The sequence below is a fragment of the Microbacterium sp. JAI119 genome, assembly GCF_013410135.1.
GTDB lineage: Bacteria > Actinomycetota > Actinomycetes > Actinomycetales > Microbacteriaceae > Microbacterium > Microbacterium oxydans.
In genome coordinates this window covers 1442133-1466623 of sequence record NZ_JACCCK010000001.1, presented here as the reverse complement: position 1 = coordinate 1466623, position 24491 = coordinate 1442133, and the positions used below count along the sequence as shown (strand labels likewise).

Annotated in this window: 20 protein-coding genes; 9 read left to right on the top strand and 11 right to left on the bottom strand. The window is 67.6% G+C overall.

Annotation, left to right across the window (positions count from 1 at the left end; genetic code table 11):
* Window positions 1–74 precede the first annotated feature (74 nt).
* The 5 genes from HDC31_RS07070 to HDC31_RS07050 all read right to left on the bottom strand — a co-directional run bounded on the left by HDC31_RS07070 (window position 75) and on the right by HDC31_RS07050 (window position 6121).
* The gene (locus HDC31_RS07070; RefSeq protein ID WP_179515938.1) at window positions 75–2207 is read right to left on the bottom strand and encodes a heavy metal translocating P-type ATPase; all 2133 of its coding nucleotides are present in this window, start codon (window positions 2205–2207) and stop codon (window positions 75–77) included.
* A gap of 70 nt (window positions 2208–2277) precedes the next feature.
* The gene (locus HDC31_RS07065) at window positions 2278–2538 is read right to left on the bottom strand and encodes a YHS domain-containing protein (RefSeq protein WP_058631310.1); all 261 of its coding nucleotides are present in this window, start codon (window positions 2536–2538) and stop codon (window positions 2278–2280) included.
* Between the two features lie 19 nt (window positions 2539–2557).
* The gene (locus tag HDC31_RS07060) at window positions 2558–4885 is read right to left on the bottom strand and encodes a cation-translocating P-type ATPase (RefSeq protein ID WP_058631311.1); all 2328 of its coding nucleotides are present in this window, start codon (window positions 4883–4885) and stop codon (window positions 2558–2560) included.
* A gap of 64 nt (window positions 4886–4949) precedes the next feature.
* Entirely contained in the window at window positions 4950–5912 is a 963-nt protein-coding gene (locus HDC31_RS07055; RefSeq protein ID WP_113681335.1) for a heavy-metal-associated domain-containing protein, read from the bottom strand.
* Window positions 5912–6121, bottom strand: coding sequence for a heavy-metal-associated domain-containing protein (locus HDC31_RS07050; protein WP_046746404.1), 210 nt, complete (start codon window positions 6119–6121; stop codon window positions 5912–5914). The genes HDC31_RS07055 and HDC31_RS07050 overlap by 1 nt, the downstream gene beginning before the upstream one ends.
* Window positions 6122–6328: 207 nt before the next feature.
* On the opposite strand from HDC31_RS07050, the gene HDC31_RS07045 reads away from it, so the two are divergent.
* Entirely contained in the window at window positions 6329–7264 is a 936-nt protein-coding gene (locus HDC31_RS07045) for an HAD family phosphatase (protein ID WP_113681334.1), read from the top strand.
* Here the strand turns inward: HDC31_RS07045 and HDC31_RS07040 are convergent, their stop codons facing one another.
* From HDC31_RS07040 to HDC31_RS07025, 4 genes are read right to left on the bottom strand one after another with little or no spacing between them, the layout of a single operon-like run.
* Window positions 7265–9598, bottom strand: a complete 2334-nt coding sequence (locus HDC31_RS07040; RefSeq protein ID WP_113681333.1) for an arylsulfatase — start codon at window positions 9596–9598, stop codon at window positions 7265–7267.
* Between the two features lie 15 nt (window positions 9599–9613).
* Window positions 9614–11020 carry a hypothetical protein gene (locus HDC31_RS07035; RefSeq protein ID WP_257021975.1) on the bottom strand — a complete coding sequence of 469 codons (1407 nt, stop codon included), beginning with the start codon at window positions 11018–11020 and terminating at the stop codon, window positions 9614–9616.
* A gap of 47 nt (window positions 11021–11067) precedes the next feature.
* Complete coding sequence (locus tag HDC31_RS07030; RefSeq protein ID WP_113681332.1) at window positions 11068–11409, bottom strand: SHOCT domain-containing protein; 342 nt, start codon at window positions 11407–11409, stop codon at window positions 11068–11070.
* A gap of 1 nt (window position 11410) precedes the next feature.
* The gene (locus tag HDC31_RS07025) at window positions 11411–11845 is read right to left on the bottom strand and encodes a DUF6325 family protein (RefSeq protein ID WP_113681331.1); all 435 of its coding nucleotides are present in this window, start codon (window positions 11843–11845) and stop codon (window positions 11411–11413) included.
* Window positions 11846–12058: 213 nt separating this feature from the next.
* Between HDC31_RS07025 and HDC31_RS07020 the strand changes: the two genes are divergently transcribed.
* Window positions 12059–12445, top strand: a complete 387-nt coding sequence (locus HDC31_RS07020) for an SHOCT domain-containing protein (protein ID WP_061015263.1) — start codon at window positions 12059–12061, stop codon at window positions 12443–12445.
* 4 nt (window positions 12446–12449) lie between these two features.
* Window positions 12450–12896, top strand: coding sequence for a DUF6325 family protein (locus HDC31_RS07015; protein ID WP_113681330.1), 447 nt, complete (start codon window positions 12450–12452; stop codon window positions 12894–12896).
* 22 nt (window positions 12897–12918) lie between these two features.
* On the opposite strand, the gene HDC31_RS07010 is transcribed toward HDC31_RS07015, so the two are convergent.
* Together HDC31_RS07010 and HDC31_RS07005 are read right to left on the bottom strand one after the other, a co-directional pair.
* Window positions 12919–15375 (bottom strand): LuxR C-terminal-related transcriptional regulator, encoded by a 2457-nt coding sequence (locus HDC31_RS07010; protein WP_113681329.1) that lies wholly within the window; start codon window positions 15373–15375, stop codon window positions 12919–12921.
* Between the two features lie 146 nt (window positions 15376–15521).
* Window positions 15522–16532 carry a DUF998 domain-containing protein gene (locus tag HDC31_RS07005; RefSeq protein WP_181800737.1) on the bottom strand — a complete coding sequence of 337 codons (1011 nt, stop codon included), beginning with the start codon at window positions 16530–16532 and terminating at the stop codon, window positions 15522–15524.
* Between the two features lie 234 nt (window positions 16533–16766).
* Here HDC31_RS07005 and HDC31_RS07000 point away from each other — a divergent pair, with 234 nt between their 5' ends.
* The 6 genes from HDC31_RS07000 (at window position 16767) to HDC31_RS06975 (ending at window position 24469) form a co-directional block, all read left to right on the top strand.
* On the top strand, window positions 16767–17600 hold the full coding sequence (locus tag HDC31_RS07000) for a mechanosensitive ion channel family protein (protein ID WP_179515937.1): 834 nt from the start codon (window positions 16767–16769) through the stop codon (window positions 17598–17600).
* A 21-nt stretch (window positions 17601–17621) separates the two neighbouring features.
* A complete protein-coding gene (locus HDC31_RS06995; protein WP_308472269.1) occupies window positions 17622–18764 on the top strand; it encodes an AI-2E family transporter in 1143 nt (380 codons plus the stop codon).
* Between the two features lie 132 nt (window positions 18765–18896).
* Window positions 18897–20573 carry a SulP family inorganic anion transporter gene (locus HDC31_RS06990; protein ID WP_061015257.1) on the top strand — a complete coding sequence of 559 codons (1677 nt, stop codon included), beginning with the start codon at window positions 18897–18899 and terminating at the stop codon, window positions 20571–20573.
* Window positions 20573–21244, top strand: a complete 672-nt coding sequence (locus HDC31_RS06985; protein ID WP_061015256.1) for a GAP family protein — start codon at window positions 20573–20575, stop codon at window positions 21242–21244. The genes HDC31_RS06990 and HDC31_RS06985 overlap by 1 nt, the downstream gene beginning before the upstream one ends.
* 34 nt (window positions 21245–21278) lie before the next feature.
* Window positions 21279–21995: a GAP family protein gene (locus HDC31_RS06980; protein WP_113681327.1), complete on the top strand. Its 717-nt coding sequence runs from the start codon at window positions 21279–21281 to the stop codon at window positions 21993–21995.
* Between the two features lie 131 nt (window positions 21996–22126).
* A complete protein-coding gene (locus HDC31_RS06975) occupies window positions 22127–24469 on the top strand; it encodes an arylsulfatase (RefSeq protein WP_113681326.1) in 2343 nt (780 codons plus the stop codon).
* Window positions 24470–24491 lie beyond the last annotated feature (22 nt).

Below are 24491 nucleotides of genomic sequence, written 5' to 3'. Positions count from 1 at the left end.
TCGAGGAAACCAGCACTGTCGAGGAAGAAGGGCCCCGCTCCTGGAGCGGGGCCCTTCTTCGCGTCCGCCCGGCCTCAGCGATCGAGGATCGCGCGGGTCGTCACCTCGGGCCGCAGATCGAGCCTCCGCAGCAGCTGGGCGTTGAGCGCGACCACGATCGTCGACAGCGACATCAGGATCGCCCCGACCGACATCGGCAGCACGAAGCCGATAGGCGCGAGCACACCCGCAGCCAACGGGACGGACAGCAGGTTGTAGCCCGCGGCCCACCACAGGTTCTGCTTCATCTTGCGGTAGGCCGCGCGCGAGAGCTCGATGACCGAGAGCACGGAACGCGGATCGTCGCTGGCGAGGATGACCCCCGCCGACGCGATCGCGACATCCGTTCCGGCACCGATGGCCAGACCCACGTCGGCCTGCGCGAGTGCGGGTGCGTCGTTGACGCCGTCGCCGACCATCGCGACCTTGCGACCTTCGTGCTGCAGCTCGTGCACCTTCGCGGCCTTGTCCTCGGGGCGTACGCCCGCGAAGAACCGGTCGATGCCCAGATCTGCCGCGACCGTGTGCGCGACGGCTTCCGCATCGCCGGTGATCATGACCACCTGCACCCCGAGGGCATGCAGCGCATCGACGGCTTCGCGCGACTCCGGACGGATCTCGTCGGCAAGCTTCAGCGCCCCGATCACCTGCCCGTCCTGCACCACGTGCAGGATGATCGCACCGTCCTCGCGCCACTGCTCGGCGACGGGAAGCTCGTCGGACCGCTCCTCCGTCAGCAGGTGCGGGCCGCCGACGCGCACCGTCGTCCCGTCGACGGTCGCCGTCACGCCGACCGCCGGCGACGACGTGAAGTCGCGACTCGCCGGCACGGACAGTCTCTTCTCGGCCGCGGCGCGCACGATCGCCTTCGCCAGAGGGTGCTCGCTGTCGGCCTCGGCGGCGGCGGCGAGCGCCAGCACCCGGTGGGCGTCATGCCCGCCGGAGACCGAGACCTCCGACACGGTCGGTTCGCCCTTGGTGAGTGTCCCGGTCTTGTCGAACAGGACCGTATCGACGGTGCGCATGCTCTCCAGCGCGAGCCTGTCCTTGACCAGGACGCCACCGCGAGCCGCCCGCTCGGTCGCGATCGACACGACCAGCGGGATCGCCAGGCCCAGGGCGTGCGGGCAGGCGATGACCAGCACCGTGATCGTGCGGATCACGGCGGCGTCGGGGAAGCCGACGAGTGTCCAGACGATCGCGGTGATCGCCGCGGATCCGAGCGCGAACCAGAACAGCCATCCCGCTGCCGTGTCCGCGAGGCGCTGAGCGCGCGAGGACGAGCTCTGCGCCTCGGTCACGAGTCTTTGGATGCCGGCCAGCGTGGTGTCGTCCCCGGTCGCCGTGATCTCCACCCGCAGCCCGGAATCGGTGGCGACCGTGCCGGCGGTGACCTGGTCGCCACTGCCGCGAGTGACCGTGCGGGATTCGCCTGTCACCATCGATTCGTCCATGGACGCACGTCCGTCGACGATCCGCCCATCGGCCGGCACGCTTCCGCCGGGCCGCACGATCACGATGTCGCCGACCCGGAGGTCGACTGGTGAGACCACGACGACCTGCCCGTCCTCCACACGCTCCGCCTCGTCCGGCAGGAGTGCCGCGAGCGAGTCGAGAGCAGAGGTCGTCTGCGCGAGCGATCGCATCTCGATCCAGTGTCCGAGCAGCATGATCACGATGAGGAGCGCGAGCTCCCACCAGAAGTCGAGCTCGTGGTGCAGGACGCCGAGGCTCGCTCCCCACGACGCGAGGAATGCGACAGTGATCGCGAGCCCGATGAGCAGCATCATGCCGGGCTTGCGCGAACGGATCTCGCTGACGGCACCCGTGAGGAAGGGCTTGCCTCCCCACACGTACATCACGGTTCCCAGCACGGGTGAGACCCAGGCCAGGCCCGGCACGTCGGGCAGGGTGTAACCGAGGATCATCGCGAACATGCCGGAGAGCACGACGGTGGGGACGGCGAGGGCCAGCATGATCCAGAACAGTCGCCGGAACTGGGCCACGTGATCGCCGTGCCCGCCGTGACCCGCGTGATCGCCGTGACCCGCATGGGAGTCGTGACCCGCATGCGCAGCTGCGCCCTGCGGACGGTAGGGGCTTCCCGGCTCGCTCTGGGCGGTACCGTGCGCCTCATGCGCGGTGTGGTCGTGGTGCGGAGTGTTCATCACCCTCTCCTCCTCGGAAGATCGATGCCGTGCGGGGCCACGGGTGTGCGCCCCCGCACGGGTGAAACGTTCAGGCAGCGGCGGCGTACTTCGCCGGGTCGGCGTCGAACGCCGGTCCGCACCCCGCGCAGCAGAAGTAGTAGCGCGTGCCTTCGTAGTCGCGGAACAGGCCGGCGGCCTCGGCATCCGCGATGACGACGGGACTGCCGACCATCACCGGACACTCCGCCATGTCCCCGGCTGCGGGCGCCAGCAGGTCATTGCGTCCATCGGCGGACACGGCGGTGGTGCTGTTCACGCTGCAGCAGGAGGCTGCGGGGGAATCGGACATGACATTCTCCTCTGGGGTATCAACGGGTTCCGGGCGTGGAGACCGATGCCGCGCGATCCTGCGCCGCACCGCTCCGTGCCGGAGAGGGATCCGCCGCCTGGCTCCGGAAGGAGCGCAGCCGGAGGCTGTTGCCGACGACGAAGACGCTGGAGAACGCCATCGCCGCACCGGCGAGCATGGGGTTGAGCAGACCGAGGGCCGCGAGCGGGATCGCCGCGACGTTGTAGGCGAAGGCCCAGAACAGGTTGCCCTTGATCGTGCCGAGTGTCCGTCTCGAGAGGCGGATCGCGTCCGCGGCGCTGCGCAGATCGCCGCGGACGAGCGTGATGTCGCTCGCCTCGATCGCGACGTCGGTGCCCGTGCCCATGGCCAGCCCCAGGTCGGCCTGGGCGAGCGCGGCTGCATCGTTGACGCCGTCGCCGACCATCGCGACGACCTTGCCCTCGCGCTGGAGCCGGGTGACCACGTCGACCTTGTCCTTCGGCAGCACTTCCGCGATCACCTCGGCGATCCCGACCTCCGCCGCGATCTGCTCGGCCACCGCTCTGTTGTCACCGGTGAGAAGGATGGGCGTCAGCCCCAGACTCTTCAGCTGCGAGATGGCCTGCGCGCTGGTCGGCTTCACGGTGTCGGCCACCACGAGCACACCACGGGCTTCCCCGTCCCATCCCACGGCGATGGCCGTCTTGCCCTGACTCTCCGCCTCCGCCTTCGCCGAAGCGAGGTCGGCGGGCAGATGCTGCGACCACTCCGCCAGCAGCGATTCACGGCCCACCAGCACGGCATGTCCGTCGACGACGCCCTGGACGCCCTTGCCTTCGACGTTGACGAAGTCCTCCGCCGCGGGGAGCGCTCCGATCTCCTGGGTCGCGGCCTTCGCCACCGCCTGCGCGATCGGGTGTTCCGAGGCATCCTCCACCGCACCCGCAAGGCGGAGCAGCTCCCGCCTGTCGACCCCCGCCGCGGTGTGCACCGCGGTGAGTGTCATCCTGCCGCTGGTGACGGTCCCGGTCTTGTCGAGCACCACCGTGTCGACCTTGCGGGTCGACTCGAGCACCTCAGGACCCTTGATCAGGATGCCCATCTGCGCGCCCCGTCCCGTTCCCACCAGCAGCGCGGTCGGCGTCGCGAGACCGAGTGCACACGGGCACGCGATGATGAGGACGGCGACAGCGGCGGTGAAGGCGGCCGACGCCGGGAATCCGGCTCCGAGCCAGGCTCCGAGCGTGGCGAGGGCGATCGCGATGACGATGGGCACGAAGATCCCCGACACACGGTCGGCGAGCCGCTGCACCTCGGCCTTCCCGGTCTGCGCGTCCTCGACCAGCTTCGCCATCTGCGCCAGCTGCGTGTCGGATCCGACGCGCGTGGCACGGATGATCAGACGACCGCCCGCGTTGACGGTCGCGCCGGTCACGGCATCCCCCTCGCCCACCTCCACCGGCACCGATTCACCGGTGAGCATCGAGGCGTCCACCGCTGAGGTCCCCGACACGATGATGCCGTCGGTGGCGATCTTCTCTCCTGGGCGCGCGACGAACTCATCTCCCGGCTTCAGTTCGGCGGTGGGGATCCGCGTCTCGATGCCGTCGCGGATCACGGCGACGTCTTTTGCGCCGAGTTCGAGCAGCGCCCGCAGTGCCGCCCCGGCCTGGCGCTTGGACCTCTTCTCGAAGTAGCGCCCGGCGAGGATGAACATCGTCACCCCGGCGCCCACCTCGAGATAGATGTTCGCCGCACCGTCGCTGGGTGCCACGGTCAGTTCGAACGGGTGCGTCATGCCGGGTGCCCCCGCGGTCCCGAAGAACAACGCGTACAGCGACCACAGCAGTGCGGCGATCGTTCCCATCGAGATCAGCGTGTCCATGGTGGCAGCGCCGTGCCGGAGGTTCGTCCACGCCGCCTTGTGGAACGGCCATGCCGCCCACACGATGACGGGTCCGGCCAGAGCCAGCGAGAGCCACTGCCAGGAGGTGAACTGCAGCGCCGGGATCATCGCCATCGCGATGACGGGCACGGTCAGGATGATCGAGGCGACGAGCCGGTGCCTGAGGCTGGTCAACTCCGCGTCCGACGCGTCGGTCACCTCGCCGGCGGGCGTCTTCGCTTCTGGCATGGGGAGAACGGCGGTGTAGCCGGTCTTCTCCACCTCCGCGATGAGCAGCGCCGGGTCGAATCCCTCCGGTGCGGTCACCTTGGCCTTCTCCGTCGCGTAGTTCACGGTCGCGGTGATGCCGTCGATCCGGTTGAGCTTCTTCTCGATCCGCATCGCGCACGATGCGCAGGTCATGCCGCCGATCTCCAGCTCGACGCTGGTCGGTGCGGCTGCGGACTGCGTGTCCGTCATGGTGATCTCCTCGATCCTCGCGCTGCCCGTACGACGGCGGGAAGCGCACTTCTTGTGGACGGCTTCAGTGCTCGTCGTGCTCGTCTTCGCCCGTGCCCGTCGACGACCCGTCGGCCGGAGCTTCCGCGTCCAGCACGAACGCTGCGGTGTGCACCGTCCCCTCCACCTGGAAGTCGAGGTAAAGCAGGTATCGTCCCGCGGTGGGCGTCTGGGCGGTGAAGACCACCTCGGGGCCGGCGACGTCGCCGGGAGCCGGCTCATCGCCGTGCGCGTGGACGTGCAGGTAGGCGAGGTCTCCCTCCCGCAGCGCGACGAGGTGGCCGAAGGCGCCCAGGTAGGGCTCGAGCGTCGTGACGGGCACGCCGTCTCGGCTGACCTCGACGGTCAGCTCGCTCGCAGCACCGGCGACGAGGTCGCCGGTGATCGACACGTCGAAGCCGTCGACGGCCACGCGCCTCTCGGTTCCGGTCGGGGGACGCGGTTGGAAAACGCCCGCGATGTCCACCGTCCGTGAAAGTGTCACCGGCGTCCCGCCCGTCGCGGTGAAGTCCGCATAGACGCGGTAGGTTCCCGCCGCATCCCAGGTCCACGGCAGCGACCACGTGCCTGTGTGTTCGTCCCGTTCGGGATGGACATGGCGGTACCCGCTGCCGTCGCTGCGCACCACGATCAGGTGCAGCTGCTTGCCGTGCGCGGTCTCATACGAGGTGACGGGGGTGCCGGCGGCGTCCCGGATCACGAAGGACAGCTCCCCCGCGACTCCGCTTTCGTCCGGCGCTTCGACCACGCCCATGGCGTATCCCGATGCGGCGATGGTCACTCCACTCACGTCGATCTCCTCGTCCATCCCGTTCTGAGTGTTCTGCTGTGCGCCTTGCGGGGACGGCCCGTCATGACCGGCGCCCGCGCGTCCCATCCAGGACGCGACCGCACTGTCCGGGACGATGGCGCCCGCCGCGGCGAATGCGATGCCGAACACCATCACGAGTCCCGCGCCGTAGAGGCCGAGACGGCCAGCGGTGTTCATCAGGCCGGCACCGCCTGGTATCCGGCCTCGTCGACGGCTGCGAGGATCACCGCATCGTCGAGCGGGTGTGCGCTCGTCACGACGAGCCTGCCGGTCTGTGCGCTGACGTCGATCGAGTCGACTCCGGGAACCTGGCCGACCTCGCTGCGGATAGCGACCTCGCAGTGGCCGCAGCTCATCCCGCTCACCTGGTACTCGCTCGTGCTCATGACGGTTCCTCTTTCGTTCTCGCATACCCGGGTGGGGTACTCCTTCACGCCAACCCTATACCCTCCAGGGGTATTCCCGTCAACCGGGCGCGCTCGTCTCGCCGATCGCGCGCATCGCCCGCCGGGGGTGATCGAAGCGTCTCGGTCACGCGGCGGGATGACAGCCTGGACCCGCTGCCGACACTCGGCGAGAAGCGAGGATCTGACATGACCGGACACCCCTCCCTGCCTTCGTGGCGCGACACTCCGACCCGCACGGACATCGAGGATTTCGTCGCCGCCGTGACCGTGGGGCCGGACGCAGTCCCCGTCGAGGAGCGGATCGCCGTGTTCGACAACGACGGGACGCTGTGGCCCGAGAAGCCCATGATCACCCAACTGCACTATGTCGTCGAGCAGTGGCGAGCCGCCGCCGAGCGCACACCCGAGCTCGCCGAGCGCCAGCCCTACCTCGCGGCCGTGAGCGGCGATTACGGCTGGCTGGGCACGGCGATCGACAAGCACTACGGTGGCGACGACTCGGATCTGACGATCATCATCCAGGCGCTCGTCGGGCTCACGCACGGGATGAGCGTCGAGGACTACGCGCGTTCGGTGGCCGAGTTCTATCGCACCGCTCAGCACCCGACATTGAAGCGCCCCTATTCCCAGACGGTCTATCAGCCCATGGTCGAGCTGCTCCGATACCTGGAGCACCACGGCTTCACCTGCTACATCGTCTCCGGCGGCGAGCGCGACTTCATGCGTCCCATGACGCAGGCGAACTACGGTATCCCTCCGGAGCGCGTGGTCGGATCGGCCTTCGGCCTGACATGGGACGATGCGGACGCGACGGTGCGGTATTCCTCCTCCCTCGCCTTCTTCGACGACGGTCCGGAGAAACCCGTCCGCATCTGGACGCGCATCGGCAGGCGCCCGCTGTTCGTCGGCGGCAACTCGAACGGCGACACCGCGATGATGGACTTCGCCCGGTGTGGGCCCCGCCCCGGATTCGCGATCCTGATCCACCACGACGACCCGTCACGCGGTGACACCCCCTATGACGCCGGCGCGGAGAAGGCCCTCGCGAGCGCCGACGACAAGGGCTACACGGTGGTCAGTGTGAAAGACGACTGGGCGACGGTGTTCCCCGCGGCTCCCTGATCACTCACGAGACAGCATGGCCGCTGCCTCGAGCTCGAGATCGCGGTACTGCTCGGTGCTGACGTCGACGCCGACACCCATCAACCTGCCGCCCGTGAACGGGAACGGATTGCGGTACTGCCGACTCACCGGATCCGCACTGTCCCATCCCACGCAGAGCCCGTCCCCGCACAGGGTGAACTTGCCGACCTGCGCGCGCATCGGCCCGGAGGCGACCGCCTCATCATCCACGTAGAGCGTGGCTGTCCCCACCGACTCACCGTGCTCGCCGGCGCTCTCGCGGGTGAAGTCCACGCCCAGCGTGTGCGGTCCGGGCGTGAGCTCCGCGGAGGTGAACGTCTGCTCTGGGGGGATGCCGAGGAAGTTGTAGACATACGAGAGACGGTTGTCCTTGATGAAGAGGGTGTGACCGCCGAATCTCGACCCGTGCGCGAAGATCACTCCTTCCGCTCCCTCTTCCAGCACGACGTCGGCGACGATCTTGTACGACCGCCCGCGCAGGTTGACCGCGACGCTCTCCGGCACCGCATCGGTCCCCGGGTAGTACACGTAGCGTTCTCGAGCCGGTTCCGCCTGCGGGCGCTCGACGTTGAGCAGTTCGCGAGCGGAGCGGTCGTCCAAGGGAAGCGCGAAGTTCGCCTTCGCCTCGTCGAACCACACGGCGATGAGCTCCTGAAGCTTCTCGGGGTGCTCGGCGGCGAGGTCCTTCGACTCGGAACGGTCCGAATCGACGTGATACAGCTCCCACACGTCGTCGTCGAAGTGCCCCTTGCCGCTGAGCGGCGCGTGGACGGCGGACGCCTTCCAGCCGTCCTTCCAGATGCCGCGTGTTCCGAGCATGGAGTAGTACTGAGTCCGCTTCTGCGTGGGCGCGTCCGGATCGGCGTCGAAGCTGTACTTCATCGACACTCCGTCGAGCGGATGTTGCTGCACACCTCGGAATGTCTCCGGCATCTCGATCCCGATCACGTCGAGCACGGTGGCGACGACATCGACCGAGTGGTGGTATTGATGACGCAGCTCCCCCTTCGCGCTGATCCCCTTCGGCCAGTGGATGACCATCGGGTCGCACGTTCCCCCTGCATACTGCGAGTAACGCTTGAACATCTGGAACGGCGTCGAGAACGCGGCGGCCCACCCGGTCGGATAGTGGTTGTAGGTGTCTGCGGATCCGAGGCGGTCGATCATCGCGAGGTTCTCCGCGAGGTCGTCGGGATACCCGTTGAAGAACTTGTTCTCATTCACCGAGCCGTCCGGAGATCCCTCCCCCGAAGCTCCGTTGTCGGCGCAGTAGAAGACCAGCGTGTTGTCGAGCTGATCCGTCTCCTCCAGGTAGTCGATGATGCGACCCACCTGCGTATCCGTGTACTCGGAGAATCCGGCGAACACCTCTGCGAAGCGGGCGAACAGCCTCTTCTCGTCGTCGTTGAGCTCGTCCCAGGGGCGCACGCGATCCGCGGGGTTCGCCACCTCGTCGGGAAGCGGGTTGAGCGGTGTCATCGCCGTGACCTCCGGCAGCACTCCCTTCTCGATCATGCGATCGAGCACCCACTCCCGGTAGGCGTCGTAGCCGTCGTCGAACCGGCCCTTGTACTTGGCGATGTACTCCTCTGGTGCATGGTGCGGCGCGTGGTTCGCGCCAGGACAGAACCAGAGGTACCAGGGCTTGGAAGGATTCGAAGCCTGCTGATTGCGGATCATCTTCAGGGCCTGGTCGGCGAGGTCCTTCGACAGGTGGTAGCCCTGTTCCGGCGTGGCCGGCGCCTCGATGAAGTGGTTGTCCTCGACCAGGTCCGGGTACCAGTTGTTGGTCTCTCCCCCCAGGAATCCGTAGAACCGGTCGAAGCCGAGCTGCAGGGGCCACATCGATCGGTCCCCGCCGGGGGCGTTGTCCTCTTCCGGGACGTTGTGGTCCTTGCCCACCCAGAAGGTCGAGTAGCCGTTCTGCTGCAGGATCTGGCCGATCGTCGCGCACTCCCCCGGCAGGCGTCCCGCGAATCCGGGGAACCCGTTGGTGCCCTCCATGATGACCCCGGCGCGGTTCACGTGGTGGTTTCGACCGGTGAGCATGGTCGATCGGGTCGGGGAGCACAGCGCCGTCGTGTGCCACTGCGTGTACGTGAGCCCGTCTCGGGCAAGGCGGTCCATCGTGGGCATGCTGATGCGGCCACCGTACGGCGACCAGGAGGCGAGTCCGGTGTCGTCGTAGAGCACGACGAGGACGTTCGGTGCACCATCGGGAGCCTTCCGCAGCTCGTACGGTGACCAGTCCGGGACCGAGTCCCGCACGTCCAGTTCGATCTGACCGGCGAAGTCCGCGTTGAATTCCGACATCCTCTGCTCCTTCGATCATGAATGCGAGGCCGGCGACGTCACAGCGGCGCCACCCTCCACGTCTGTGTCTGTGTCTGTGTCTGTGTCGACGTCGCTCCGGCCCGCACTCGTCCCGTCGGCATCGGACGCCCCCGCGACCGCTGGGGAGGGAAGCTCCGGACGTCGGAGCAGCTCGATCACGATCACGAAGACGACGAGCCCGGCGGTCACGCCGAGCACGGTCCCGAACGTCACCGGTCTGGTCACGACGAGGACGAGCACCGCGATCGCCATGCCCACGAGCAGGAGGGGTCCATGCAACCGCTCGATCATGAGGCCGAGCCGACCTGTCGAGAATCCGCGACGCTCCCACGTGCCGCGCGTTGCGGAGAACCCGCTGTCGAGTGCGCTCCGCAGGGCCACGGCTGCACGGCTCGTGCCTGCACCCCATGCCCAGACAGCGATCAGCACGCCGACCATCGCCAGCGCGGCGATCGTCGGGCTCAACAGCGACGTCACCTGATCGAACAGCGACTGCGCGGCCGCCGCGGTCATGATCGACGGGCTGACGGCACCGATGAAAAACGTGCGCCCGATGCCCACTCCTCCTGCGAGGAGGAGGAATGCGGCAGCGAACGCCGCACTGGTCCAGAACAGTGCCCGCAGTCGGTTGCGCGCCACCGCGATGCCGACGACCACGAGACCGAGAACGACCCATGGCAACCAGAAGCCGGCGGCGACGGCCACCTGGTACAGGGTGCGCACCAGCACCAGCGCGTCGGCCTGAGCGATCGGAATCGATCTGTCGATCTCGGGGATGAGGTCGGCGAATCCGACGCCGCGTTCTTTCAAGGCATCCTTGACCCGGTCGACGACGAGACCGAGATCTACCGAGAGCACACCGTCATCTGCGAGTTGCAACGCGGTGCCTGGGCTGTTCTGCATGATCACGACAGCGCGCTCATGGGTGAAACGGAGCGACTGAGCCCAGATGTCGGCGAATTGGTCGGAGGCGACGACGTCATGGATGACACCGTCGACGAGGGAGGTCAGTCCGCTGGCCGCCGGCGCTTCCAACAGGGAGAGCGCCGACGAGGCTCGGGGTGGCAGATCGAGCTCACGGAGCCCGTCGAACACGTCGCCGACGACGGCGTCGAAGTCCACCTGCTCCTGGATGGCGGAGCTGACCTGATCGGCGACGAAGTCCTGAACGTCGGGGTCGGCTGCGAGAGGTGCGAACGTCGCGACGAAGCGATCGGCGTCCACGAGCTGCAGACGCGCCCACGTCCCCATGGCGGCGATCGGCGCCAACAGCACCGCCACCGCCAGGACGATTCCCGCGACGACGCTCCTGGCCACCGGACGGCGTCGTGGCTTCGCGAGCTCGGCGTTCTCCTGCTCCAGCAGGGCGACTCGTGCCCGTAGATCGTCCAGTTCGCTCATTCGCGCTCTCGTCTCTGCTGTCGTTCCGGCGGCGGGCGATCTCGTCGTCAGCTCAGGAGCTTCTGCTTCGCTGCGGCAAACTCGGCTTCCGAGAGCACACCGGAGTCCTTCAGGGATGCGAGCTGCTGCAGCTTCGCGATCAGATCGTTCCCCGCTGCGGGGGCTGCCGGCGGCGGTGAGGAGTACTGCGTGGCGGCGTTCTGCGCGGCAGCGTCGATCTGTGCCTGCTGCTGCGCGGCCTCGTACTGCTGCTGTTCGTACTCCCCCTGTGCACGCTGCTCCTGGTGCCGTGACATCGCACCGCCGATGGCTGTCGCTGTTCCCGCAACCACCGCGGTCCTGGCCGCGAGGCCGATGAGCCCCGGCCGGCCGAATCTTCTCAAGGGCATGTCATTCACCTTCCTGGTCGAGGATGTCCATCACCGCGTTCACCACGGGCGCCGGGACGCGCTCCGTGCGCAGCACCTCGCCCCCCGCCGCCGCGAGGTTCTGTGCAAGGGCGCGCGCGAAGGTGAGCTCGAGTACCACGAGTGCCGCAGACCGGCCCGGCGCGAGCGACGCGGCCAGCGCCTCGACGTCCTCCTCGCCTGCCAAGCCCGCGGCGATCGGCTCGAAGTCATCCAGACCGAGCGAGCCGTCCTCATCCTCGAGCTCGACGACCTCGACCGTCCCCGTCTCCGATTTCGCGATCACGACGAAGTCGAGCAGCCGCACCACTCCGCTGTCGACGAGATCGGTCAAGGCACGGAAAGTCGCCGGATCCGGACGCGACCCCTCGAACCCGACGAGGTAGAGCTCGGCCGGACCGAATCGGAAGTCATTCATGAAGATTCCCTTCTCACGGCGCGCACGCCGACCGTGAACGACTCGATGCTCGCACCGCCTCCCCGGAAAAGCGCCGCGCTCTCACCCGCGGAGGATGAGAGCTCCGGCGCCGGCCCGACGCCGGGTCGCCCGTGCAGGGTGACCGGTGCGTTCGCTCCGCGGTCACCGCTGGCACCATCGCCGTAAGCAACAACTCAACGAAAGAGGTGCGACGTGTCCATTTGGGAAAGCTTCTGGGACATCATCTGGTGGTTCTTCTGGGTCTTCGTGTTCGTCTCCTACCTGATGGTGCTCTTCAACATCGTCGCCGACCTGTTCCGGGATCACACTCTCAACGGCTGGTGGAAAGCCGTCTGGATCATCTTCCTGATCTTCGTCCCGTTCCTCACGGCGCTCATCTACCTGATCGCGCGCGGCAGGGGCATGGGCGAACGGAGCGCGTCGGCGTACCGCGAACAGCAGCACGCAGCGGACTCCTACATCCGCAGCGTCGCCGGGTCGAGCCCCAGCGATGAGATCGACAAGGCGTCCAAGCTGCTCGCCGCCGGCACGATCACCCCGGACGAGTTCTCGGCCATCAAGGCCCGTGCGTTGAGCTGACGTCGTGGCTGAGGCGGTCGATCTGACGAGACTCCGGGCGCTCGGCGACGTGGAGTTCGTCGTCGTCCGCCTCGAGGACGACCGCCTCGGCTCCCACGTCCTCGAGGCGCTCCTACGTCAGGTGGAGAACGGCGCCATCCGCCTGCTCGACGTCGTGATCATCGGGCGTCTCGGTCCTGACGAACATCGCCTCGTCGAGGTGGATCGCGATGATTTCACGCTCGCGGGTCTGGTCCTGGGAACGCCGGGGCTCATCGGAGCGGACGATGCAGGACACTTCGCCGCGAGGATCCCGATCGGTGCTCTCGCCGCCCTGTTCCTCGTCGAACTCGCCTGGGTGGAGCGGTTCGCCCGCGACGTGGACTGCAGGATCGATCGGATCCTCACGACGCAGCAGATCCCTGCCAGGGTCGCGAACACCGTCCTCTCGTCGGCCCTTCGCGGGCCGTGACTCCGTTCAGGGATGGCGTGGGTCAGACGGTCGTGCGCACGGCCTCGCGACGCGACGACACTCCGAGCTTCCGGTAGATCGCGCGCTGGTGCGTCTTCACCGTGTTGATCGACACCGCGAGCTCACGAGCGATCTCCTGCAGCGTGCGCGCCGTCTGCAACTGCCGGAAGACGTCGCGCTCCCGTTCGGAGAGAGCGTCCACCGGCGAACCCGCGTTGTCCTTCGCCAGTGATCTGCCGATGAAGTCCTCGAACTGCGTCCCGAAGTGCACGTGCTCGGCCAGCAGTTTGCGCGCGGCCGTGTCGCGCGGACCGAACGGAAGACGGATGTCCTCCCCCGCGGCGACGGCGACAGCGGCCTCGCACAGCTCATGTGCCTCGTCGTGGTGGCCCGCACGACGTCGCAGCAATGCCGCCGTGAGCAGGGTCGAGGCCTTCACGTAGGAGACGTCGCCGAAAGCGCGCAGTGACCTCAGCATCTCCAGTGCGGCGGCGTACTCGCCGGCGCGCCGGAGCACACCCGACAGAGCGACGTTGACGACCGGCAGGTCAGGGCAGTGGATGTATTTCCGGGCGATCCGCATCGCGCGGTCCTGTCGACCGACGGCTTCTTCGAGCAGAGCGACCGACGACTCTCGGAAGGCCGGCCACGAGATGCCGTGCACCACCTCCAGCGGAATGTCCTGGATACCGATCGCCGCGCGGCGGCAGACCGCGACGTCTCCGGTCTCCGCAGCCGCGTAGGCGATCATCATGCGAGCCACACTCGTGAAGGAATGGTCGGAGCCGGCGTTGTGGACGACGACGCCGAACTCGCGGATCGCGTCGTCGAGCTCCCCCGCCCAGTACGAGACGTATCCCGCTGCCACGGCCGCGCTGCCTCCCGCATACGTGCTCCACGGAAGTCCGACATCATCGGCGCGCTCGACGGTGCGGAGCGTTCGCCGTGCCTCGACGAATCGGCCGGCCCAGGTCTGTCCGAAGGCGAGGTGCCCGAGTGATCGCTTCGCGAGTTCGCGATCCCCTGAATTCTGCGCCTCCCGGGCCGCGGCGGAGAAGTACTCGAGAGGGACTGCCGGGTTACCGCGATGACGGATCTCCGTCCATCCGAGGAGATAGTTGAGCGCGGCTCGGTCCCCGAGATCCGTGGAATCCGCTTCGAGCAGCATCTGCCGCACCTTCGCGCTCGCATCCGCCACCGCCGCACGCTCGTCGGCGATGAAGAGCCGCGCGATCTGCAGGACGGCGGGCTCGTCGACACCGCCCGGTGTCGCCACCGTCGCCTCCGCCCGACGGAACAGCTCCCTCGCCACGCGATGATCGCCGAGCACGTCGCTGGCGCACGCACGCACCAGAAGCACCTGCGCGTCGTCGGGCACCCGATGCAGCATCTCCATCGCCGTGCGTTCGACCTCGTCGGCGCGGGCACCGACCACGAGCCCCACCCAGTGCCGGAGCAGCGTCTCTCTGGCACCGAAGAAGTCCGAGGCGTGGAGCGAATGCGCGATGGACGCTGTCGGATCGGTCGCCTCGAGTGCGGACGCCGCGCGACGATGACATGCGGCAGCGCGCTCCGCATCACCGGCCAGAATCTCCGCGCACCGCCGTGCGAAGGACGCGTGCCATCGGTACACGACACCGTGCGGACCCTCGAACCTGTCGAGGAAGAGACCGAGTCGCACGCACGTCTCCAGCATCGCCGGAGCATCGGCACGACCGGTGACCGCTGCAGCGAGCTCGGGAGTCAGCTCACCGCAGATGCTGGCCTCGAGGACGAAGTTCGAGACCTCGACCGGGAGTGCACCCAGCACGTGCTCTCTCACGTAACCGCCGAGGAAGCTCGAAGCGCTCTGTGCGCGGCTGTCCGGCTTGGCTCCGCCGATCATCATCAGTCTGACGGCGATAGGCCAGCCTCTGGTCTCCTCCATGATCGTCGCGCACGAGAGGCCGTCCGGTTCCTGGTCGAGGAGTTGCTGCACCTCGTCCCCGGTGAAGCTGAGTGTCTCCGCACCGACGAACGAACCGGGATGTGTCACCCGGTGCCGGGAAAGCGTCACCTCGAGAAGCGTCGTCCCCACCAGCACCACGCTGAGAGTGTCCGGAGCCTGCTCTGCCAGCATCCCCAGCAGACCTTCGCGCCACGCCTCCCCTGCGCGATGCGCATCGTCGACGACGAGATGCACGCGTTCCCCCGACTCCTCGAGGACTCGGCAGATCTCCTGATAGGCGCGATAGGGATCCTCCAGGTCCCGGTCGAGGTCGAGGTCGAGACCCGAGCGCTCAGCGGCTTCGACGAGCGCGTTAACGACCCCCTGAGCCAGCCTGGCGGGATCGGAGTCGAACGTGCTGAGCCCGAGCCATGCGACATGGTCGAGGCGGCATGCCCAATCGGCGACCGCGGTCGTCTTGCCGAAACCGCTCGGGGCGCTGACCACGGTCAGCGGGTGATGGGCTGCGGCTTCCTCCACCGCTGCGCTCACCCGTGCACGGTGGATGGCGCCCGGCTGGGGTGCGGGCGGCCGGAATCGCACCGTTGGTCCCGGTCTCGACGAACGTACGGGGTGCGACATGGCACCAAGCTAGTGGCGTCTCGAACACCCCTTCAAGGCCATCCTCCGGGTGATCTTTACCCGGCGGCTTCGGTGGCCGCGTCGCGTCTGAGCGCGTCCGCCGTGCGGATGAACAGGATGATCCAGGTGAACACGAGGGTGCCGGCCACCAGCTCGACCGCAGTGAGCGTGTAGTAGCCGATGGCGAAGAAGACCGACAGCACCACGATGACGAGCAGGAAGACGTACCCCAGCATGAGGAAGGTCCGCGAGACTCCCGGCACCCACCGCCGGAGTCCGACGACGGCCACGGCGAACGCCACGACCATTCCCGACGCCACCCCGGTGTGGAGGGCGAAGTGTTCGTCCACGGGGAACACACCGACCAACGCGAGGAAGACCCCGACGACGACGAGGCAGGTCCGAACCGCGATCACCCCGCGCGGATGCGTCGTCGGAACCTCCTTCGTCGCGTACCTCGCCAGCGTGGTGACCAGCACGCCTGCGACGATCAGAGTCAGGTTGAACGCTCGGGCCGACAGATCATCCGTCATGCCGAGCGCGCTGAGGTTCTCCTGCCACCATTGCGGATCACTCGCGGTCAGCATGCTCGCCAGGATCCCGAGGATCAGGAACACCGCGAGCACCGTCGCGAGCATCTGGAGATCGAGATGCGTCGACGAGTAGTACGTCACGTATGCCGAGAGTCCTGCCGCCGCCCCGGTGAGCATGAGCACCGGGACCGGGAAGACCACCGCTCCGCTGAACGCCGCTTCGATGACGACGGCTGCGAGTGTCCATCCGAGCAAGGCGATCACTGCGTGGGCGAAGGCGAAGGCAGCGATGTCGACGACGTCGAGCGCACCGAGGCGCTTCCGTCGTGCAGGATCGGAGGCGATCACGCGTCCTAAGACGAAGACCACGGTCGCCGTGACAGCGGACGCGAGCGCCGCGAACTGCCCGACGGAATCCGGCCCGGAGATGGGCGCCCCCTGCAGTCGGAACACCACGAGGGCGACGAGAGCGGCGATGATGAAGGCGCAGATCGAGATCTGAAGGCCGATGGCCTCTCGAGACCGTTCCCGCATGGCTCCCTTCGATCGGGCTGCCGTGAGGAGGTCCGGTGATGGGGGCGACGACGACATGTGCTCAGTCTGGGGCTCTGCTCCTGCCTGAGCGAGCGCCCTTCACCCCCCTGGGGCGATGGCGCCGCCACCCCAGGGCATCACCCCCGAGGGATGAGTGGCCGACCCGCGGCGAGCGCGCGCGTCGCATGCTGGTCGGATGTTGCGGATGAACCTGCGAGCGAGCGGTCGCCGCCCGTGAGTCTGGACGCGCTCTTCCCGGACGGCCTCTCGCCGTGGCAGATCGTGCTCGCGGTGCTCTCGGTCCTCGTCGGTTGGCTGCTCTCCCGTTTCGCACGCAAGGGCGTGCTCAAGATCACGAAGCGCGCACCGGGTATCTCGGACTCCGTCGCCCAGCTGGCGGCACGGTTCGCCCAGTACTCGCTGCTGCTGATCGGGATCGGGGTCGGGCTGGCCTTCCTCGGCGCGAATGTCCAACCGCTCCTGGCGATGACCGCGATCGCGGTCGTCGTTCTGGTCCTCGTGCTCCGCGGCGTCGCGGACAACTTCGCGGCCGGGGTGCTGATCCAATCCCGCCAGTCCGTGAAGATCGGCGAGGAGATAGAGGTCGAAGGGCCCGACGGCAAGCTGCGAGGAGTCGTGCAGGAGCTCAACGGCCGGTCGGTCATCCTCTCGACCGTCGACGGTCGGACCGTGCACGTACCGAACGCCGCCCTCCTCACCGGGGTCCTGGTCAACGACTCTCGCCACGGTGCGCGGTGCAGCACCCTCGACATCCGGGTCGAACGGGCGGACGGGATCGATGCTCATGACGTCGTGTCGATCATCTCCCGCGCCGCGAGCGAGGTCGAAGGAGTGCACACCCGCGAACATCCGGGCGTGATCTTCACATCGGTCTCCCCGGCCCGGTGGATGCTCGCGCTCCGCATCTGGCATCACCCGCTCCATGGCACGTCCGTGGTGTCAGCGACGATCCACGACGTGGCAGCGGCATTGGAAGCGGCGGGTCTGCGAGCCGTCGTCTCGGGACATCAGGACGTGCCGCCGCTGGTCGCTCCCGAGCCCTTCTGACCCGTCGACTACGCTTTCGGCGTGACCACCTCGCCTGCGCCGGAGCGCTCCCCCGACCGGATCTCCCCCAGTCTGCGGGTGCTGCTCCTTCTCGCGGCGAGCGCAGTGACCCTCGCCGGCGTCTACTTCGCGCGCGATCTCCTCGGACCCGTCGCGCTCGCGATCGTGATCGTGGTGATCTGCGATCTTCTGCGTCGACCGCTCGAACGGCGCGGGTGGCCGCAGTGGGGCAGCACGACCGCGGTGATCGTCGTCGCCTACCTGATCCTCCTGGTCATGGGCGCTCTGCTCTGGCTGGCCGGCACGCAGTTCGCGCGGCTCATCGCCGACCTCGTCTCGGAAGGCGGACTGGCGAAGACCGTCGATGATCTCGTCGGGTGGCTGCAGTCCCTCGGCCTGGACGAGGAGGCGTCGGACGCCGCGGCTTCGGTCCTCGATCCGACGACGCTTCTGGGACTCGCACGCAGCATCGGCGGGACTGTGATCGGCGTCGCGACCGCACTGTTCTTCGTCTGCGCCTACATCATCTTCATGGCGGTCGACGCGGCCCGCTATCGGGACGCTCCGTCGGTGTTCGGGGCATCCAAGGCCGCGGTCATCGCCCGGATCACTCGGCTCAACACCGGTGTGCGCCGCTACTACATCGTCAACGCGACTTTCGGCGCGATCGTCGCTGTCATCGACGGTCTCGCGCTGTGGTGGATGGGCGTCCCCGCACCCGTGGTCTGGGCGATCCTCGCGTTCGTCACGAACTTCATCCCGAACATCGGCTTCGTGCTCGGGCTCGTCCCGCCCGCGATCCTGGCCTTCGTCGTCGGAGGGTGGCCTCTGCTCATCGGTGTGGTCGCGGTCTACTGCGTCGTGAACGTGGTGCTCCAGGTTCTCGTGCAGCCGAAGTTCGTCAGCGACGCCGTCGATCTCAGCTTGACCCTGAGCTTCTTCTCCGTGATCTTCTGGACCTTCATCATCGGCCCGCTCGGTGCGATCCTCTCGATCCCGCTCACGCTCCTCGCACGCACGCTCGTCTTCGAGGGCGATCCCGACACGCTCTGGGTGCGGTGGCTCTCGGGCGACCGCACCGCGGTCCCGCCGACACCGGAGCCGGAGCCCGCCCCGGCGGCGACACGGCGAGGCCGACGGCGGCGTATACCTCGTCGCCGCTGAGCGGGCGGCGCAGGACGCTCCGGCTGTAAATCACCAGGGGTGAGTTGCGGTCGATCCGTGGTCCGGCGGCCCCTCCGGTGGGATCGTGGACGCGGGAGCGCTCGACCAGGGGCGCCGGCGGATGGAGGCGATGTGCAACGTCCACTCGCAGGACTGACCAGACGCAACTTCGTCACCGAGCTGACCGCTGGCGTCACTCTGCTCGCGATCGCCATCCCCCTCAACATCGGGTACGCGCAGATCGCGGGCCTGCCGCCCACCGCCGGGCTGTACGCACTCATCGTCCCCACGGTCGTCTACGCCCTCGTGGTGTCCTCACGGCAGCTGGTCGCCTCACCCGATGCCGCAGCCGCAGCACTCGTCGCCTCCTCGATCGGCGGGCTCGCGGCCGCCGGAAGCGCGGACTACGCGACGCTCGCGCTCGCCCAGGCCATCATCTGCGGCATCATGTTCGCGTTGCTCGCGGTCTTCAAGCTCGGGTTCCTCGCCAACTTCCTCTCCAAGCCGATCCTCGTCGGCTTCGTCGGCGGTCTCGCCCTCGACATCATGGTGAGCCAGCTCGCGAAGATGCTCGGCGTCAGCATCGACTCCGGGAAGGACTTCACCGGGAAGGTCGCTGATCTGATCGGCGGGCTCCCGACGCTCAACGGGTGGGCGGTGCTGATCTCGGTCTGCTCCGTCGCCGTGCTGCTGCTCGGCCGCAGGTTCCTCCGTGCCGTACCGTGGGCTCTGATCGTCCTGGTGGCGACGACCGTCGTCGTGGTCCTGACCGGGCTCGACCAGCGAGGAGTCGACGTCCTGGGTGAGGTCCCCGCCGGTGCGCCCGTGCTCACGTGGCCCGTGATCGACTGGTCGCTGTGGCTCATGCTGGTCCCATCGGCGATCGCGCTGACACTGGTCACCACGGCCGAGGGGCTTCTGGTGTCGAGGTCGTATTCCGAGAAGCACGGCTACCCGTTCCACGCGAACCGCGATCTCCTGGCGTTCGGCGCGGCGAACATCGCCGCAGGCGCTCAGGGCAGCTTCTCCGTCGGCTCATCGACGTCCCGCACCGCCGCCATGGATCAGGCGGGTTCTCGTACGCAGTTCCCCGCGCTGATCCTCGCTGCCGGCACGCTCCTGCTGCTGCTGTTCGGCACCGCGCTGCTGGCCGATATTCCCTCCCCGGCGATCGGAGCGATCGTCGGCGTCGCGATCATCCCCCTGCTCGGCATCCGCGAGTTCATCGATCTGTGGCGCAAAGACCGGTTCGAGTTCCTGATCGGCGCGACCTGCTTCCTGGTCACCCTGTTCATCGGTTCGATCCCCGGGATCCTCGTCGCATTCGTCCTCGCGCTGATAAACCTGGCCAAGCGCGCGGCCAATCCGGCCATCGACGTCCTCGAGTCCACCGGCGACCCGGGTGAGTCCCTCCTGGAGGATGCGCCGGCCGGGACCATGACCGCTCCGGGGATCGTGGTCGTCCGACTCGCCGCGCCCCTGTTCTTCGCGAACGGGGCGGTGTTCTCCTCTGCGGTGAAGACCGCCGTCCGCGCCGCCGGAGAGAACGAGGTCCGTCACCTGGTGGTCGATATGGAGGCGGTGACCGACGTCGATGTCACCGGCGCCGAATCGTTCGCCTCCCTCAAGGAATGGCTCGCCGACCGCTCCGTCTCCCTGTCCTTCAGCCGAGTGCGCCCCAACACCGTGCACCGGCTGAAGGCCCTCGATCTCCTGGCTTCGGAACACGTCTACGCGACCAACCGCGAGGCGATCGCGATGCTCGCCGCTCCGGAAGCAGGACGAGCTCCCCTCGAGAAAGGCCCCTGATGGGTAGCGTCATCGGAGACATCCTCCCGCTCGCGCTCGGCGTGGCGATCAGTCCGATTCCGATCATCGCCGCAATCCTCATGCTGCTCTCGCCCAAGGCGAGGGTGACCAGCGTCGGCTTCCTCTTCGGCTGGGTGCTGGGGATCGTCGTCGCGGTGACGGTCTTCACGCTGGTGTCCTCGCTCCTGCCGGAAGATGACAGCGACGCGTCGCATCCGATCCGCGGCGCGGTGCAGCTCGTTCTGGGGGCTCTGCTCTTCCTGCTGGCTTTCGGGCAGTGGCGCAAACGCCCCCGGCCGGGCGAGGAAGCCGCACTGCCGAAGTGGATGAAGGCGATCGACACGATCACCTTCCCGTTCGCGTTCGGGCTCGGCTTCCTGCTGTCGGCGGTGAATCCCAAGAACCTCATCATGGCCGCCGGCGCCGGCACGGACATCGGTGGCGCGGCGCTTCCCGTGGGGTCGATCGTCGTGGTGATCGCCGTGTACACGGTCATCGCCGCCTCGACGGTGCTCGTCCCGGTCATCGGCTACCTCGTCGCCGCCGATCGGCTCCGAGCGCCCCTGGATGCTCTCCGCGGTTGGCTGGCGGCGGAGAATGCCGTCATCATGGCGGTTCTGCTGCTGGTCATCGGCATCTCGATGATCGGCAAGGGCATCGGCAGCTTCTGAGGCACGGCAGCGGGGTTGTGGGAGGAGGGATGACGTGGGCGAGTTGATCCTGGACCTCGTGCCCGTCGCCCTCGGCGTCGTGCTCAGCCCCCTCGCCATCATGGCCCTCGTCGCCGTGCTGCTGTCCCGCAACGCGAGGACGAACGGGATCGCCTATCTGCTCGGCTGGTTCCTAGGCCTCGCAGGCATCATGACACTCGGTCTCTGGCTCTTCCCGATGCTCGCGGTGCACGAGCACAACGAGCCGCCCCTGTGGGTGCCGGTGGTCCGCCTGCTGATCGGTGGCTTCCTCGTGTCGGCGGCTGTCTGGGTCTACCGGAAGGGGCGTGCCCGTATCGAGCAGATGGCGACAGCCGCTACTCCTCGCGACGTGGTGGACGCTTCTCCCCAGCTGCCCGGCTGGCTGCATTCCGTCGAGTCGTTCCGGCCGGGGCGCACCTTCCTGCTCGGCCTCGGTCTGTTCGTGCTCAACCCCGTGGATGCGTCATGCGCCATCCTCGCCGCGCTGGACATCACGCAGTCCGGCGTCGCGCCCGGTGCCGCAACCGCTGTCGCCGCCGCGTTCGTCGTGCTCGGCACCCTGCCGATCGCTCTGCCGGTGTTCTTCGTCCTCGTCCGTGGTGCGCGCGCCCAGCCCGTGCTCGACCGCATGCGCTCCTGGATCGCCGGCAACACACACGTGCTCAACGCGGCGCTGCTTCTCGTGATCGGCGCCCTCCAACTCGAGAAGGCGATCGCCGCACTGATCTGAAGTCCACACGGGGACGCGCAGAGTTCACCCGGATGAAGCGCACCCGACTCTGATGACCCCACGACTCGCATCGCAGTACGTTGAACGCGGCGGGGAGCCGCATCGTTCCACCGAGATGAAGGAGACCCACGATGGCTCGCGAATTCCAAGGCAAGATCGAACTCGACGTTCGCGATTCCGTTCCTGACTGGGACGCCTTCCGACCGCCGACCCCGCCGAGCGGCGCTCCGAACGTGCTGGTCGTCCTGTACGACGACACGGGTATGGCGGCGTGGTCGCCGTACGGCGGACGGATCAACATGCCGACGATGGACCGTCTCGCTCAGAACGGCCTCACCTACTCCCAGTGGCACACGACGGCGCTGTGCTCCCCCACCCGGTCGACGTTCCTGACCGGACGCAACCACCACCTCAACGGCTTCGCGACGATCTCCGAGTCCTCGACGGGCTTCCCCGGCTACAACTCCCACATCCCCGATTCGAACGCGACCATGGCGCACGTGCTCCGTGACGCCGGCTGGTCGACCTTCTGGGTGGGGAAGAACCACAATGTGCCGATCGACGAGTGGACTGCCGGTGCGTCGAAGAAGCACTGGCCGCTCGCTCAGGGGTATGACCGCTTCTACGGGTTCATCGGCGGAGAGACCAACAACTGGTACCCCTCGCTGGCTGAGGACAACCACTACATCGACCAGCCGTACCTGCCGGAAGACGGGTACCACCTCTCGAAGGACCTCGCCGACCAGGCCCTCACGATGATCCGCGACGTCAAGCAGACCGAGCCGGAGAAGCCCTGGTACCTGTGGTTCTGCCCCGACGCGAACCATGCTCCGCACCACGCCCCGCAGGAGTACATCGACAAGTACAAGGGGCAGTTCGACGACGGCTACGAGGCCTATCGCGAATGGGTGCTCGCCCGGATGATCGAGAAGGGAATCCTCCCCTCCGACACCGACCTCACCGCGCTGAACCCCATGCCGGAGGGGACGTTCACCCCGAGCGACGAGGTGCGCCCGTGGGACACGCTGAACGCCGAGGAGAGGGCCATGTTCTCGCGGATGGCCGAGGTCTACGCGGGTTTCAGTGAATACACCGACTCCCAGGTGGGCCGCATCGTCGACTACCTGGAGGAATCGGGGCAGCTGGAGAACACCCTCATCATCTACTGCGCCGACAACGGGGCGTCCGGCGAGGGCAGCCCCAACGGCTCGGTCAACGAGGGCAAGATCTTCGGCGGATACCCGGACGACGAGGCGGAGAACCTCCGCATGGTCGACAAGCTCGGCTCGCCGGAGACCTACAACCACTACCCCACCGGGTGGGCGGCGGCGTTCTCGACTCCATACAAGATGTTCAAGCGGTACACCTATCAGGGCGGCGTGTGCGACCCGCTGGTGATTCACTGGCCCGCCGGGATCAAGTCACGGGGAGAGGTGCGCCATCAGTACCACCACTCGACCGACATCGTGCCCACGATCCTCGAGGCGTGCGGCGTGACGTTCCCCGAGACCTACAACGGCGTCGAGCAGACCCCGCTCTCGGGAGTCTCGATGGCGTACTCGTTCGATGCCGCCCCCGACGGGGCGACCGAGAAGAAGACCCAGTACTACGAGATGTTCGGCCAGCGCGGCATCTGGCACGAAGGGTGGAAGGCCGTCACGGTGCACGGTCCGGTCAGCGGCAAGGGCGACTTCGAGAACGACGAGTGGGAGCTCTACCACACCGACACCGACCGGGCCGAGGCGAACAACCTCGCCGCCGAGCACCCGGACAAGCTCGAGGAGCTCAAGGCGCTCTGGATGACCGAGGCGAAGGCCAACGACGTGCTGCCGCTGAACGATCTGCAGATCATCGGAAACGCGAAGGACTTCGAGACCTTCATGACTATGGAGTTCCACCAGCCCGCGCCCCCCTCCGGGCAGTTCATCTACTACCCCGGTACAAGCGAAGTCCCGGAGCGGTCGGCTGCGAACGTGCACGGGGTCTCCTACAAGATCGCCGCCGAGGTCGAGTTCACGCCCGACACCGAAGGAGTCATCTTCGCGCACGGCTCGCGCTTCGGCGGTCACGCCCTCGTCGTGAAGGACGGGCAGGTGCACTACGTGTACAACTTCCTCGGCATCCCCCCGGAGGACCGGGTGTCCGCGCCCGTTCCCACCTCCGGGAAGCACATCATCGGCGTGGAGTTCACGAAGGAAGGCATGGGCGAACACCGCGAAGGGGTCGGACCGGTGAAGCTCTACATCGACGACGAGGTCGTCGGTGAGAAGCAGATCCGCACGGTGCTCGGTCACTTCTCCTTGTGCGGCGAGGGCCTGACGATCGGTCGAGACAGCGCCGATCCCGTGTCGTCGCTGTACGGGTACGGTTTCGACTTCACCGGGGGCGAGATCGCTAAGGTCGTGTTCGACATCGCCGACGACGCCTACCTCGACCTCGAAGCACATCTGGCAGCAGCCATGGCACGCGACTGAGTCGCTCTCCCCGCGGCGGCTG

Bases quoted from the DNA above. Each gene is read 5' to 3' on its own strand.
- HDC31_RS07070 (WP_179515938.1), bottom strand. From the start codon at position 2,207: ATGAACACTCCGCACCACGACCACACCGCGCATGAGGCGCACGGTACC.
- HDC31_RS07065 (WP_058631310.1), bottom strand. From the start codon at position 2,538: ATGTCCGATTCCCCCGCAGCCTCCTGCTGCAGCGTGAACAGCACCACC.
- HDC31_RS07060 (WP_058631311.1), bottom strand. From the start codon at position 4,885: ATGACGGACACGCAGTCCGCAGCCGCACCGACCAGCGTCGAGCTGGAG.
- HDC31_RS07055 (WP_113681335.1), bottom strand. From the start codon at position 5,912: ATGAACACCGCTGGCCGTCTCGGCCTCTACGGCGCGGGACTCGTGATG.
- HDC31_RS07050 (WP_046746404.1), bottom strand. From the start codon at position 6,121: ATGAGCACGAGCGAGTACCAGGTGAGCGGGATGAGCTGCGGCCACTGC.
- HDC31_RS07045 (WP_113681334.1), top strand. From the start codon at position 6,329: ATGACCGGACACCCCTCCCTGCCTTCGTGGCGCGACACTCCGACCCGC.
- HDC31_RS07040 (WP_113681333.1), bottom strand. From the start codon at position 9,598: ATGTCGGAATTCAACGCGGACTTCGCCGGTCAGATCGAACTGGACGTG.
- HDC31_RS07035 (WP_257021975.1), bottom strand. From the start codon at position 11,020: ATGAGCGAACTGGACGATCTACGGGCACGAGTCGCCCTGCTGGAGCAG.
- HDC31_RS07030 (WP_113681332.1), bottom strand. From the start codon at position 11,409: ATGCCCTTGAGAAGATTCGGCCGGCCGGGGCTCATCGGCCTCGCGGCC.
- HDC31_RS07025 (WP_113681331.1), bottom strand. From the start codon at position 11,845: ATGAATGACTTCCGATTCGGTCCGGCCGAGCTCTACCTCGTCGGGTTC.
- HDC31_RS07005 (WP_181800737.1), bottom strand. From the start codon at position 16,532: ATGCGGGAACGGTCTCGAGAGGCCATCGGCCTTCAGATCTCGATCTGC.
- HDC31_RS06985 (WP_061015256.1), top strand. From the start codon at position 20,573: ATGGGTAGCGTCATCGGAGACATCCTCCCGCTCGCGCTCGGCGTGGCG.
- HDC31_RS06975 (WP_113681326.1), top strand. From the start codon at position 22,127: ATGGCTCGCGAATTCCAAGGCAAGATCGAACTCGACGTTCGCGATTCC.